Annotated in this window: 10 protein-coding genes; 6 read left to right on the plus strand and 4 right to left on the minus strand. The window is 34.6% G+C overall.

What is annotated here, in order from left to right:
* The first annotated feature begins 13 nt into the window (after nt 1–13).
* Nucleotides 14–3,211 (plus strand): DEAD/DEAH box helicase, encoded by a 3,198-nt coding sequence (locus AC4BB7_RS05575; protein WP_490484687.1) that lies wholly within the window; start codon nt 14–16, stop codon nt 3,209–3,211.
* Between the two features lie 56 nt (nt 3,212–3,267).
* Here the strand turns inward: AC4BB7_RS05575 and AC4BB7_RS05580 are convergent, their stop codons facing one another.
* Both AC4BB7_RS05580 and AC4BB7_RS05585 read right to left on the minus strand, forming a co-directional pair.
* Complete coding sequence (locus tag AC4BB7_RS05580; protein WP_086312214.1) at nt 3,268–3,978, minus strand: HAD family hydrolase; 711 nt, start codon at nt 3,976–3,978, stop codon at nt 3,268–3,270.
* A 540-nt stretch (nt 3,979–4,518) separates the two neighbouring features.
* On the minus strand, nt 4,519–4,866 hold the full coding sequence (locus tag AC4BB7_RS05585) for a hypothetical protein (protein WP_086312215.1): 348 nt from the start codon (nt 4,864–4,866) through the stop codon (nt 4,519–4,521).
* Nucleotides 4,867–5,148: 282 nt separating this feature from the next.
* On the opposite strand from AC4BB7_RS05585, the gene AC4BB7_RS05590 reads away from it, so the two are divergent.
* Entirely contained in the window at nt 5,149–6,864 is a 1,716-nt protein-coding gene (locus AC4BB7_RS05590) for an ABC transporter ATP-binding protein (protein WP_086312216.1), read from the plus strand.
* A 34-nt stretch (nt 6,865–6,898) separates the two neighbouring features.
* On the opposite strand, the gene trpS is transcribed toward AC4BB7_RS05590, so the two are convergent.
* Complete coding sequence (gene trpS / locus AC4BB7_RS05595; protein WP_086312217.1) at nt 6,899–7,915, minus strand: tryptophan--tRNA ligase; 1,017 nt, start codon at nt 7,913–7,915, stop codon at nt 6,899–6,901.
* Between the two features lie 362 nt (nt 7,916–8,277).
* On the opposite strand from trpS, the gene spxA reads away from it, so the two are divergent.
* The 4 genes from spxA (at nt 8,278) to pepF (ending at nt 12,722) form a co-directional block, all read left to right on the plus strand.
* Nucleotides 8,278–8,676, plus strand: coding sequence for a transcriptional regulator SpxA (gene spxA, locus AC4BB7_RS05600; RefSeq protein ID WP_010760718.1), 399 nt, complete (start codon nt 8,278–8,280; stop codon nt 8,674–8,676).
* Nucleotides 8,677–8,934: 258 nt separating this feature from the next.
* The gene (locus AC4BB7_RS05605; protein ID WP_490484688.1) at nt 8,935–9,585 is read left to right on the plus strand and encodes an adaptor protein MecA; all 651 of its coding nucleotides are present in this window, start codon (nt 8,935–8,937) and stop codon (nt 9,583–9,585) included.
* 93 nt (nt 9,586–9,678) lie between these two features.
* Entirely contained in the window at nt 9,679–10,869 is a 1,191-nt protein-coding gene (locus AC4BB7_RS05610; protein ID WP_490484689.1) for a competence protein CoiA, read from the plus strand.
* Between the two features lie 35 nt (nt 10,870–10,904).
* On the plus strand, nt 10,905–12,722 hold the full coding sequence (gene pepF / locus AC4BB7_RS05615; protein ID WP_490484690.1) for an oligoendopeptidase F: 1,818 nt from the start codon (nt 10,905–10,907) through the stop codon (nt 12,720–12,722).
* Nucleotides 12,723–12,851: 129 nt separating this feature from the next.
* Here pepF and AC4BB7_RS05620 read toward each other — a convergent pair whose 3' ends face one another.
* Nucleotides 12,852–13,502 carry a DsbA family protein gene (locus tag AC4BB7_RS05620; protein ID WP_086312221.1) on the minus strand — a complete coding sequence of 217 codons (651 nt, stop codon included), beginning with the start codon at nt 13,500–13,502 and terminating at the stop codon, nt 12,852–12,854.
* Nucleotides 13,503–13,548: the final 46 nt, after the last annotated feature.

Genomic DNA, 13,548 nt, shown 5'->3' on the forward strand with positions numbered 1-13,548 from the left:
AGGAGGTGAGAAAATGAAGTGGAGTATACCAGAACGAATCGTTGAGCGCGGTAGGGAATATATGAAAGAAGGCAGAGTTTTGTCAGTCGTGCAAGATCCTGAGAGAAAAATTTGGCATGCAGAAGTGCTAGGGAATGAACTTTATCGCATACAATTAGATGGAACTGCAAAAGAAAACGATATTTGTGAATGCCCATATTGGAAAGATCATGGCTATTGTAAGCATACAGTTGCAGTTGAATTGTATTTACGTCAAAAAGGAACTTCCCGAATCATAAAAGCAGACCAACCTGTCCAGTTTGAAAAACGAGCATTGTCTATTTCAGAGATGTTTACCAAAGGATTCGCTAAATTAAATCAATCTGAAGAAAAAAATAAGATCACGCCATTGACTGTTGAATATATCGTTGACGTTATAGAAACAAACAGTTATTATCCTGAGTTAGCTGTTTTAGGCGTTTCATTACGTCTCGGAAATCAAGGGGTCAAACCTAAAACTTATATTATTAAAAATATTGGTGAGTTCTTTCAGACATTCCAAAAAGAAGGTACTTTCTTGATCAATAAACAGCATCACTTTGATTTAATGAAAGAAGCTTTTTCAATTGAAAATCAAGAATTATTAGAACAGTTGGCTGCAATTTATCAAACAAGTCAATTATTAGGCGCTAATGGGGTGCAAGTCAAAGGAAAAATGGACAAAAGGTATCTTGTTTTACCAATCGATCAAGGACGAGTGTTACTTGAAAAGATGAGTAGACTTCCTCATTTTCAACTAAACGATGAAGGGCAAAAGTATCGTCATCTTTCCTTTGTAGCGGGATCATTACCAATCTTTTTTGATATAAGTAAACAAAAAGATAATCAGTATAAGCTGGTGATCGATGACCAGATAACAACCTTTTTATCCCACTATCAGTGGGGATTCAGTAAAGATCAAGTCTATATTTTTTCACAGGAACAAGAAGCAATCTACACAACGTTATTACAATTACTAAAACGAGTTGAAAAGCCTGAGATCGTTTATGAAAAATCTGAGTTATCTGATCTATTTGGCGGGGTCATTCCCTTATTGAAAAAATTAGGAACAGTGAATGTCAGTACAGAAGTTGCTCAAGAAGTGGTCTATCATCAATTAGAAGCAATCTTTATTTTTCGGAAAATCAAAGGAATGATCAAAGTTCGTGTCGACTTTACTTATGGAGAAGTAATTTTTTCAACGGATCAAGAGCATTCAGTATCCTCTGGTGCCAATCAAGAAGTCGTTCGTGACGGTAAAAAAGAACAAGAAATTTTAGAGCAATTAACCGCGTTTGGTTATCAAAAAGTCACTGACGGATATGAAAAACCGCTACCTGCTGGTGAGCGTTTGTATTACTTTTTTAAAGCGGAAGTTCCGACATTTAGACGTCTAGGTGAAGTTCGAATGGGGAAAAAACTACGAGAACTCTATTTAGATGCTGCACATCATCAACCTCTGATCGAAGTGTCCGACTCTGATTCTTGGTTGGATGTACGTTTTGATATAACAGGTATAGCCGAACAGGAAATTGATGCTGTTTTGGCTAGTCTATTACGTAACGACCGTTTTTATACTTTGGAGACAGGAGAAGTTTTATCCCTAGACTCAGAAGAGTTTCAACAGACAAGTGAAGTTCTGACGATGTTGAGGAATAATATGAAAAACGTTCAGGGCACAATTCAAGTCCCGAGAAACCAAGGGTTAATGATCGAAAATATGCTGGAAAACAATACACGGGCTCATTTTTCGGATTCTTTTAAAGAAATGGTTTCAAATCTGACCCATCCAGAAAAATTTGAAGCACAATTACCTGAAAAAATCCAAGCAACGCTTAGAAGCTATCAAATCGATGGATTTAAATGGTTAAAAATGCTTAGCTATTATCAATTTGGCGGTATTTTAGCAGATGAAATGGGACTTGGAAAAACGCTTCAGACGATTACTTATTTATTATCTGAAAAAGAAGAACAAAAACAAACAGGAGCAGTGTTGATTGTTGCCCCAGCTAGTTTGATTTATAACTGGGCAGCGGAATTGAAGAAATTTGCTCCAGATTTACAAGCCGAAGTCGTAGCTGGAAACAAATTAGAAAGAGAAAGACTTGCTAATCAAGAGAATTTAGATGTGTTGATTACATCATATGCTAGTCTTAGACAAGATATTGATATGTATCAAGCCTTGAATTTAGGCTACTTGATTTTAGATGAAGCACAAATGGTGAAGAATAGTGGAACGAAAACAGCACAAGCTTTAAAAAGTTTGAAGGTTCCTCAACGTTTTGCTCTAAGCGGTACGCCGATCGAAAACAATTTAGATGAGTTATGGTCGATTTTTCAGATGATCATACCAGGATTATTTCCATCGAAAACATTATTTAGATCAATGAAACCAGAAGAAATCGCTAAAATGATCCAGCCGTTTATTCTAAGACGAGATAAGAAAACGGTATTGGCGGACTTGCCTGACAAGATTGAAAGTAATCTGTACAGCGTTCTTACAGAGGAACAAAAAACAGTTTATTTAGCCTATCTGAAACAAATGCAAGAAGATGTTAGTCAAATGGATCAAGATGCATTTAAGAAGAATCGTTTGAGTATCTTGGCTGGATTGACCCGCTTGCGTCAGATTTGCTGTGATCCTAGTCTATTTATTGATGATTATACAGGCGGCTCTGGAAAACTAGAGCAAGTCAAAGATTTGTTGGTAGCAGCTAAAGAAAATAATCGACGAGTATTGCTTTTTTCTCAATTTACTAGTATGCTATCGATCATCGAAAAAGAATTAAATGAATTAGAGTTATCCACTTTCTATTTAAGAGGGAGTACCAAACCTAAAGAACGGATGGCTATGGCAGATGCATTCAATGCTGGTGAAAAAGATGTCTTTTTAATTTCATTGAAAGCTGGTGGAACTGGTTTGAACTTAACTGGTGCTGATACTGTGATTCTTTATGATTTATGGTGGAATCCAGCGGTGGAAGAGCAAGCTGCAGGACGTGCACATAGGATCGGTCAAAAAAATGTTGTAGAAGTGTGGCGGATGATTGCAGAGGGAACTGTTGAAGAGAAGATGGATTCTTTACAGCAGGAAAAACGCGAATTATTCCAAAAAGTGATTCAAGGAAATGAAGAACAGTTAGCAAAAATGACTGAAGATGATATTCGAATGATTTTAAGTATTGGAGAATAAAATTAAAAGTACGATTTATACTCAGAAAAACGCTGAGTATAAATCGTACTTTTTTACTATGAAAATAGGGATTGGATCGTAGGGAATAAATCCTCAAATGAAGTAACTTCTTTAATGTGATGAGCTTCTTCATCAGCAGGCATTTCTCTTAAACGATGATTAAACCAGAGCGATTTCCAGCCACCATTTTTAGCACCGGCAATATCGTTTTCAAAACTATCACCTACATATAAGGTACGTTCGCAGTCCATGCCAAACTCTTTAGCTGCAAGGTCAAAAATTTCTCTTTCTGGCTTTTGAAATCCAGTACTTTGAGAAATAATGATGTTATCAGTTGGAACCCAATTCTCTAACTGAAGTTGTTTGACCTTCTTGAATTGATGATCTGTAGGCCCATTTGTAATAATCCCCATAGGAATATTTTTCTCTTTTAAGTAATCAAACACTTTTTTTACTTCTGGATGCATGACAATATTATCTAGTTCATCTTCATATGTTTTTTGGAAAGTCAATCCATCTTCTTGTGAAACATTTGGATAATTCAGATCTTTTAATGATTCATTGATCCGATAAAAGCGCATGTATTCCAGTGTCCATTCATTAGCCATGACCTTTGGAAAGGTTTCATCACTATGAAAACGGAAACGAATATATAATGCATGCATATCTTCAGCCTTCACACAAGGAAAGACTGAATTGATCGCGTTTCTAAAAGGTTGTTGCTGGTCATAAATCGTATCATCCACATCAAAAACAATGGTTTTCATTTAAACATTTGCACCCCTTAATTATTTTCAGAAAAAGTTTCAAAATCTTCTTTCATTGTAGCGAACTTTTTCACAAAAGAACAGAAAGAAATTGATTAGAATACTAACACGTAAGGGATAATAAAAAATAAAGGAGTAAGAAAAAATAGAAAGACTGATTACTAATTGATCATCAATTAGTAAAAATAAATAATAGAAAGCAACGATATCATAGTCAGAAAGCGAATAAAAAAACATATTTTGATATTTTATTCTTCAAAAAAGTAACATCGATAGTAAATTTTTGAAGTGGTAAAAAAAAACTACATTTAGTATAATAAAAAACAGAAACACCGATCAGGCCTATCTTCCCCAAGACATAAGCTACTCATCGGTGTTTTTTATGATGTACATGTATACGTATAATTTACCAAATTGTTTTGGTCTTTTCAAGTGATTGACATAACAGTATATAGAGCTTCTCAAAATGTATAAAAAACCGGAGAGAATGTCTTCCCTCCAGTTTGACTATTAGTTGTTCAGTATTCAAATATCTGATTATTATTTTCTTTTTTTCGTATCCCCAATAACGAAAGTAGCACCAAATATAATTGATAATACAGACCAAAGATATAAATCATCATATCCGCCTGCTAGTAAGAAGGCGATGATCCCTCCTGCAATATAAAAGCCAGCAGCTACAAAACCGCCATTACCAGAAGAATTACGTGTTGCGATAGCAACAATTCCAGCCACTAATAAACAGATGGCTAAGAGCATGCCGGCACTTCCACCAACCTCACCATTATTATTAATACTGTTCCCTAATCCAGCAACGCAAGATTGAAATAAAACTAATAATGATAAAATAATACTGATAATGCCAATAACTAATTTTGCTGTTTTCACTTAAACACTCCTTAATCAATAATAAATAGTGGTTATAAAGTAAACGTATAACCTCATCTATAATATAGTTAAAATAACAATTTTTCAACCTGAAAATTCATTTGTAATCATTATACTTTTTTTATTTGTTTTTTTAGAATGAATAATTAGATTTTTGAAATAGTATTGATAGTATCTATTGCATTTTATTATAAAATTTTTAGACGAATCCTAGTTTTCAAACTTTGCATACTGTTGTTCATTTGCGTATAATGGACATAGTGTCAAGAGAAAGGGGAGTTTATGTTAAAACGTTTTTTTAGTTATTATAGACCATACAAGCACTTATTTATTTTGGATTTTGGTTGCGCCGTCCTAGCTGGTTTACTGGAATTATCATTTCCAGTTGTTGTAAATCAGGTGATTGATAAAATCATGCCTAAAGGAAACTTCCGATTAATCGGACTAGCTTGCGTGGGCCTGCTTTTATTTTATATACTCAACACTTTTTTACAGTATATCGTGGTATTTTTTGGTCATAAATTAGGAGTAAATATTGAAACGGATATGCGTCGTGAACTATATGAGCACTTACAGACGCAGCCATTTGAATATTATGACAATCAAAAAACTGGGAAATTGATGAGTCGCTTAACGACAGATTTATTTGAAATATCTGAAGTTGCACATCATGGACCAGAGGATGTATTTATCACAGTGATGACTTTGGTTGGATCATTTTACTTGATGTTACGAATTCACGTGCAATTGGCTTTGGCAACGTTTATTGTATTACCTTTCATTACGGTTGCACTAGTCTTTTTCAATAAGAAGATGACAAAAGTCAATACTAAAATTTACGATAACCTCGGAGACTTTAACGCTGGCGTTGAAGCGTCTGTTAGTGGTATTCGGGTAACACAATCTTTTGCTAATGAACCTTTTGAACGTCAACGTTTTGAAGGATTGAATCAAGCGTACCGTCAATCTAAGATTACCTTTTATAAAGTGATGGGAATTAGTTCTGCGTATAATTACTTTTTAATTCGGCTAATCAACTTGTTTGCATTGATTTTTGGTGCGTATTATACAATCAACGGTGAAATTACAGATGGACAATTTGTTGGATTTATTTTGCTGTCAAATGTTTTTGTTCGTCCCATCGAAAAAGTCAATAATATGATTGAAAGTTATCCAAAAGGAATTGCTGGGTTCAAACGTTTTACCGAAGAGATTGATAAGAAGCCCGCAATTCAAGATAAACTTGATGCAATATCTGTGGACCATTTACATGGCGATATCGTGTATAAGGACGTTTCATTTTCCTATGCAGATTCTACGAAAGTGTTAAATCATATTGATTTGCAGATTGTACCAGGCGAGACAGTAGCATTTGTAGGCCAAAGTGGTTCAGGAAAAACAACATTATGTAACTTACTACCAAGATTTTATGAAGTAACAGATGGACAAATTACGATTGACGATATCAATATTCAAGACATGACACTAGCTTCTTTGAGAAGTCAAATCGGTATTGTCCAACAAGATGTATTTTTATTTCCAGGAACAATTCGGGAAAATATTGCTTACGGAAAACTAGATGCGACTGAAGAAGAAATTCAAAAAGCCGTCCAGCTGGCTCATTTGGAAAAAGTAGTGGATCAAATGTCAGACGGTCTAGATACAATGATCGGTGAGCGGGGAGTAAAACTTTCTGGAGGACAAAAGCAACGAGTGGCAATTGCTCGAATGTTTCTAAAAAATCCGCCGATTTTGATTTTAGATGAAGCGACTTCTGCTCTAGATACAGAGACAGAACAAGTAATTCAAGAATCATTAAATTCTTTAGCCGAAGGTAGAACAACAATGATTATTGCTCATCGCTTAGCAACGATCAAACACGCAACACGGATCATTGTTGTTAGTGAATCAGGGATATTAGAACAAGGAACTCATGAAGAGTTACTTGAAAAAGGTGGACATTATCGTCGTTTGCACGATGCACAATTTAGAGATTAACAATAAAAAGCCAAGCGGCCAGCTTGGCTTTTTATTAAGTTCTTTTACGTGGCTTTCTTCCTAAACCAATAGCATTCTTCATTCGTTGTAATGTTTTGTTGGCAACAAGGCGAGCTTGCTCGGCTCCTCTATCAAGGATATCATCTAATTCTTCTGAAGCTAATAACTCATGGTAACGTTCTTGGATTGGACTTAGTAGATCGACAACTGCTTCAGCTAAATCTGTTTTGAATTCGCCATATCCTTTTCCTTCATAAGCTGCAACTATATCATCGATTGAGCGACCAGTAGAGGCAGAGAAGATACTTAATAAGTTAGAGATGCCTGGTTTATTTTCTGGATCATATTCAATGATACCTGTTGAATCAGTTACGGCTGACTTGATTTTTTTGCGGATGATACTTGGCTCATCCAACATAGAGATGAATCCTTTGGCATTTGAATCTGATTTACTCATTTTACTAGTTGGGTCTTGTAAGCTCATTACCCGTCCGCCTTGTTCAGCGATTTTTACCTCTGGAAGAACCAAAATTTCTTGATTGGCTTGTCCATAACGTTTATTAAAACGCTCAACAAAATCCCGTGTCAATTCTAAATGCTGTTTTTGATCATCGCCGACAGGTACAAGATTTGCGTTGTACAAAACAATATCTCCTACCATTAAAGGGGGATAAGTCAACAGTCCCGCGCTAACGCCTGTCCGACCATTTTTTTGCGATTTATCTTTAAATTGAGTCATACGCTCTAATTCACCGATCGTTGTGTTGCATTGAATGATCCAAGCTGCTTCCGCATGAGCTGATACCTCAGATTGGATGAAAATCGTTGCTTTCTCAGGATCAAGACCTACAGCCAGATAAAGAGCTGCTAAACCACGCGTTTGTTGACGTAGTTTCAAAGGATCTTGAGGAACTGTGATCGCATGTTCATCAACTATACAAAAATAACAGTTATAGTGATTTTGTAATTCAATAAATTGTTTCATCGCACCAATGTAATTTCCGATTGTCGGAATACCACTAGGTTGGATGCCTGAAAAAATAGTTTCCATAAAGTAACCACCTTAATCAATTAATAAAAAGTCCTGATATCATTATACAGCTAAAAGAAAAAAAAAACAGGATTACATGGAAAAAATAAAATGTCAGAATTTTTAGACTAGTACAGTTGTAGCAGATTATTAAAGCTGTATCAGTTTTAAAGTTTTTGAAAACGTTATAATTTTATATTCAAAAAAGACGTCCTTTATTTTAATATTTAAAAAAAACACGTAAAATAACGAAAAACTACGTTTTTTTTTGAAAAAAGAGCTAGTATTTTAATTAGAAATTGGGTATACTTACATTAAATAGGAAAACAGAAAATTTTCCTGTTTCAAAAAAGTGATGAAAGTCACACAAAGGAGTGATGCACATGTTGACACTTTATACTTCCCCAAGTTGTACGTCCTGCCGTAAGGCTCGTGCATGGTTGCAAGAACACGAGATTCCATTCAAAGAAAGAAATATCTTCTCAGAACCATTGAATATTTCTGAATTGAAAGCAATTTTGCGAATGACAGAAGATGGAACAGAGGAGATTATCTCTACTCGTTCTAAGGTTTTCCAAAAACTTAATATGGATTTGGATGAACTTCCGTTGCAGGACTTGCTAGAGTTAGTAAAAGAGAATCCTGGATTGTTGCGTCGACCAATAATGATTGATGAAAAAAGATTACAGGTTGGTTTTAATGAGGATGAAATTCGACGTTTCTTGCCAAGAGGAGTTAGGCAACTGGAATTACGTCAAGCGCAATTGATGGCAGGTTTATAAAATGAAAAAAGGAGAACCTTTGTCCTTGTGACAAGGGTTTTCTTTTATATTGATCTCTACATAGTAAGTGGATTATCACTTTTTTTATAAATAATTATAGAAAAAGTACATATAAGTAGGTAGAACAAGATTTTAGGATTATACTAAGACAGCAGATTATTTAGGAATATTATTACTTTTCCCTTTACATTTGGCGTGATTCCGCTACAATGTACGTAAGAATAAGTTTCCTGATTAGCAAAAGTGAGGTGTAGCGACATGGAAATGGAACATATCAATGAAAATACCATACGTGTGTTGATTGGTAATGAAGATCTGGCTGACAGAGGGATCACTTTTTTAGATTTACTTGGCAACCACAAGGAAGTAGAAAATTTTTTCTATAGTATTTTAGAAGAAGTTGATGTGGAAGATGAATTTCAGGGCAGTGAAGCTGTTACCTTTCAGGTTCTGCCAAAAAGCGATGGTTTAGAACTATTTATTAGTAAGAATGCATCGATTGACGAAGTATCTAATTTTGAAGGCTTTAATGATTTAAATTCAGAAGAAGTCAGTAATATAATTCGTAAACAAATTGAAGAAGATTTTGCTGATGAGACACAGGAATTTGCTGATAATACGGTGAAAAATTTAGTGTTTGAGCTTACTGATTTTGACACAATGGTACAGCTAGCAAATGAAGTATTCTTACAGTCTGTAATAGCGAATTTATATACATTTAAAGGAACGTATTATCTCCAAGTAATATTCTTATTAGATGAGTTAGGAAAAGCTGATGTAGAAAATGAATTAGCTCAGTTGTTGGAATTTACTAATTTATCTACAGTTACACCAGAGACTTTGAATGAATACGGAACATGCATCATGGAACGTAATGCATTGGAATTAACAAGATATTACTTTGAATAAATTAAAGAACTGAAATAAAGCGATGATGCTTTGTTTCAGTTTTTTTGATGAACGATTCTTTTTTTTGCGTACCTTAATTATGAGGTGAGTGATATGTTGAGTGCCTATTCAAAAGACAACGATATTGTAACACTATTGCACTTATCAAGAGAAGAAATCGAAGAACTCAAAGATCAACTGTACTATTGCCCGGCATGTAATCATCCAGTTCGAATTAAGAATGGCAAAGTCAAGGTGCCGCATTTTTCTCATTACAATAACAGTACGTGCAGTATTTATTCTGAAGGTGAGACGATAGAACATTTAGCTTTGAAAGAAGTATTTGCTAAGTGGTGTGAGAAAGAATCTATTGAGTATGAACTAGAAAAATATCTACCAGAGTTGAATCAGCGCCCTGATCTTTTGATAGGAAAGTTAGCTTTAGAGATTCAGTGTAGTTCATTAAGCACACAGCGATTGGTCGAACGGACCAAAAATTATCAAAAACATGGCTATATTCCTATTTGGATCTGCGGTAAAAAACTATTTTCTAAAGGGCAAAGCTTAAGCGAATTAGCTAAAAATTTGTGTTATTACTCTACTGATATAGGTTTTTACTTATGGACTGCTGACTGGGAAATGGAAGAGTTGACCATCCATTTACACATCGAAGAAGATTGGAAAAAGAGAGTGTACTCTTTAACCAAAAGCTGGTCATTTTACAGTGATTATTTAGTAGAAATTCTAAATTTCCCAAATAAATCAAAAATTTACAGTCAAAGAAAATTTAAAATTGGAGAACTTATAGGCGAGTACCACTTAGATCTTAGCAAAAAATTATCTAGGCGGGATGGGCAAATAAGAACTATTCAAATGGAATTATATAACAATCGTTTCCATATTCTTCAATTACCGAATTGGTTTTATTATCCTGGTTTGCGTATTTTTTGTTGTAGAGGATCAGACTTACTATTAAAAGCTCGAATTTGGAAATGGGTACAGTTTTTTGATCAGAATGTTTTTGAGCATGTTGAATTGATTCATGTATTAAAAGCAGAATTGGAAAAATCGAAGGCGCTGTTTTATGAGTTGCCGAACATTCCTTACAAAGTAGTTCAACAGTATTGTTTGAATCAATTACTCACATATTTGATTGCTTGCAATCATTTAATTAAAATTGATAAAGGTTGGAAAGTTATTGTCGGGGTGAATGATCAAAAAATCGATAGTGTGAGGGAGTGGTTAATGGGAATTGAAAATAAATGCCTAATCACTGCTACTCCTTTTAAAAATATGATAAGATAAAACAATGAGGAACAATTAAAAAAGGAGAAGATGTTATGAGTGAAGCAAAACAATTACCAGAACGTTCGAGTTTACCAATAGAAAAAACATGGGATTTGACGAAAATATTTAAAGATGATCAGGCATTTGACGAGGCGTTTCAAGCCTTAACAGATGAATTAAAAAAAGTTGAACAATTCAAAGGTACCTTAGGAGAAAATAGCGATACATTTTTAAGCAGTATAGAAATGTTATTGAGTATTTACCGTAAAATCGAAGTCATTTATGTTTATGCACATTTAAAGAATGATCAAGATACAACCAATACAACATACCAAGCATTGTATGCTAGAGCAAGTGCTTTATTAGCTCAAGCAAGTGAAGCCGTGGCATGGTTTGAACCAGAGGTATTGTCCTTAAGCGATGACAAGATCTGGGGGTATTTCGCTGAAAATTCGAAATTAGAAGTATATCGTCATTTTATTGAAAATATCTTGAGTGATCGTCCGCATATCTTATCTGCTGAACAAGAAGCATTATTAGCTGGAGCTGGTGAGATTTTTGAAGCGTCTAGCAATACTTTTTCTATTTTGAATAATGCTGATTTGAAATTTCCAGTAATTGAAGATGAAAACGGTGAAAAAATCCAACTTACTCATGGTGTTTATGGTCAATTAATGGAAAATGTCCACAGAAATGTTCGGGAAGAAGCATTTAAAGGGTTATATACTGTTTATGATCAGTTCAAAAATACTTTTGCTCAAACATTGAGTTCGCATGTTAAAGCACATAATTATAAAGCGAAAGTACGAAACTATTCATCTGCAAGAAAGGCAGCGTTAAGTAATAATCATATTCCTGAAAGCGTTTATGATACGTTGCTTGATGTGGTAAATCAAAATCTGCCTTTACTTCACCGTTACGTGTCTTTACGCAAACGTTTGTTAAAACTAGATGAACTTCATATGTATGATATGTATACACCAATCTTAGGGGAAGCTTCGATCAAATATTCTTACGAAGAAGCAAAAGAAAAAGCTATTACTGCTTTGAATCCAATGGGAGAAGAATATTTAAATATAGTGAAAACAGCTTTTGATGACCGCTGGATCGATGTTATCGAAAACCAAGGGAAACGTAGTGGCGCCTATTCATCTGGGGCATATGATACAGCTCCTTATATCTTAATGAACTGGCACGATAGTTTAGACCAATTGTACACATTGGTCCATGAGATGGGGCATAGTGTGCATAGCTACTTTACTCGAAATAACCAACCATATGTCTACGGTGATTACTCGATTTTCTTGGCTGAAATTGCTTCGACTACAAATGAAAATCTTTTAACAGAATATTTATTGGAAACAGAAACAGATCCTAGAATTCGTGCATATGTATTGAATCATTATTTGGATGGTTTTAAAGGAACTATTTTCCGACAAACACAATTTGCTGAATTCGAACATTTTATCCATACTGAAGATGCGAAAGGAACGCCATTAACCAGTGAATATTTAGGAGATTATTATGGCGAATTGAATCATAAGTACTATGGTCCAGAAGTGATGAAAGATCCTGAAATTTCCTTAGAATGGTCACGCATTCCTCATTTTTATTACAATTATTATGTTTATCAGTATGCGACAGGTTTTTCGGCAGCTTCAGCATTAGCCAATAAAATATTAGCGAATGAACCACTTGCTTTGGAAAATTATTTGACCTATTTGAAGTCAGGTAGTAGTGATTATCCAATAGAAGTAATGAAAAAAGCTGGGGTAGATATGACAAAACCTCAATATATAGAAGATGCTATGAAAGTTTTTGAAATGAGACTAGAAGAATTAGAAGCACTTGTTGCATCTTTAGAACAATAAAAAATATAAGAGACAGGGACTAAAGTTGATTTTTAGTCCCTGTCTCTTATTACAGATAAATGAAGACAAAAAACAACTCCTTCAAAATAAATTGAAGGAGTTGTTTTTCATTCTCTTTATGATTAGAAATTACAGCAAATGTAAGTGTCCATGTGGAACGCGAGACTCATTGAAATGATCTAACTCAAATTGCTCATGAAAATACTGTAGATTATCTTCAGATGTTTCACAAAGTTTTTTGATTTCATCCATGGATTCACAATCTTCCACGAGTACTCCAAAGTCCCGATCACATGTGTAATTGTAAACTACTGCAGAAGGGTGTTTTACAATACCCATTTCGCGAGCAATTTGTTGGTCTGTTTGAAAGGATTCTTTGACAAAATCAGACTGGCGATCAGCTTTAAACATATCTAAATCCCCACCAGCTTCCACTACTAGTTTTTCAGCTAACTCTAAAGAGTAGGGAAGATTGTCCACTGCGACAGCTTGTTGTAAGCCTAAAAGCAAATGGCGCCCTTTTTTCTTTCCTTGTAGTTGTGCTGCTTTATAGTCTAATGCTGCTGAATAAACATCTTCAAACAATTGATTGCGCCGTTCAATATCATGTGATGGAATATCGAACAACTTTATAAGGTGATTTACGGTCCGCATATTAACTAGCGGAATGAAACGAAATTGAATTTTTTTATTTTCAGTTTCAACCAATTTCAAAATATCCTTTTCTACGTTGAGACAAATGCCCCCCAAAGGATTAACGAACAGATAGATTTCAATCATTCATACTTCCTCCAATTTGACTCTTTTGCGACTAGACATCATTTCT

This window comes from Enterococcus sp. AAFC-DPL-5182, from assembly GCF_058216605.1.

Excerpts from the sequence above, each read along its gene's own strand:
- AC4BB7_RS05575 (WP_490484687.1), top strand. The coding sequence starts at position 14 with ATGAAGTGGAGTATACCAGAACGAATCGTTGAGCGCGGTAGGGAATAT.
- AC4BB7_RS05580 (WP_086312214.1), bottom strand. The coding sequence starts at position 3,978 with ATGAAAACCATTGTTTTTGATGTGGATGATACGATTTATGACCAGCAA.
- AC4BB7_RS05590 (WP_086312216.1), top strand. The coding sequence starts at position 5,149 with ATGTTAAAACGTTTTTTTAGTTATTATAGACCATACAAGCACTTATTT.
- trpS (WP_086312217.1), bottom strand. The coding sequence starts at position 7,915 with ATGGAAACTATTTTTTCAGGCATCCAACCTAGTGGTATTCCGACAATC.
- spxA (WP_010760718.1), top strand. The coding sequence starts at position 8,278 with ATGTTGACACTTTATACTTCCCCAAGTTGTACGTCCTGCCGTAAGGCT.
- AC4BB7_RS05605 (WP_490484688.1), top strand. The coding sequence starts at position 8,935 with ATGGAAATGGAACATATCAATGAAAATACCATACGTGTGTTGATTGGT.
- AC4BB7_RS05610 (WP_490484689.1), top strand. The coding sequence starts at position 9,679 with ATGTTGAGTGCCTATTCAAAAGACAACGATATTGTAACACTATTGCAC.
- pepF (WP_490484690.1), top strand. The coding sequence starts at position 10,905 with ATGAGTGAAGCAAAACAATTACCAGAACGTTCGAGTTTACCAATAGAA.
- AC4BB7_RS05620 (WP_086312221.1), bottom strand. The coding sequence starts at position 13,502 with ATGATTGAAATCTATCTGTTCGTTAATCCTTTGGGGGGCATTTGTCTC.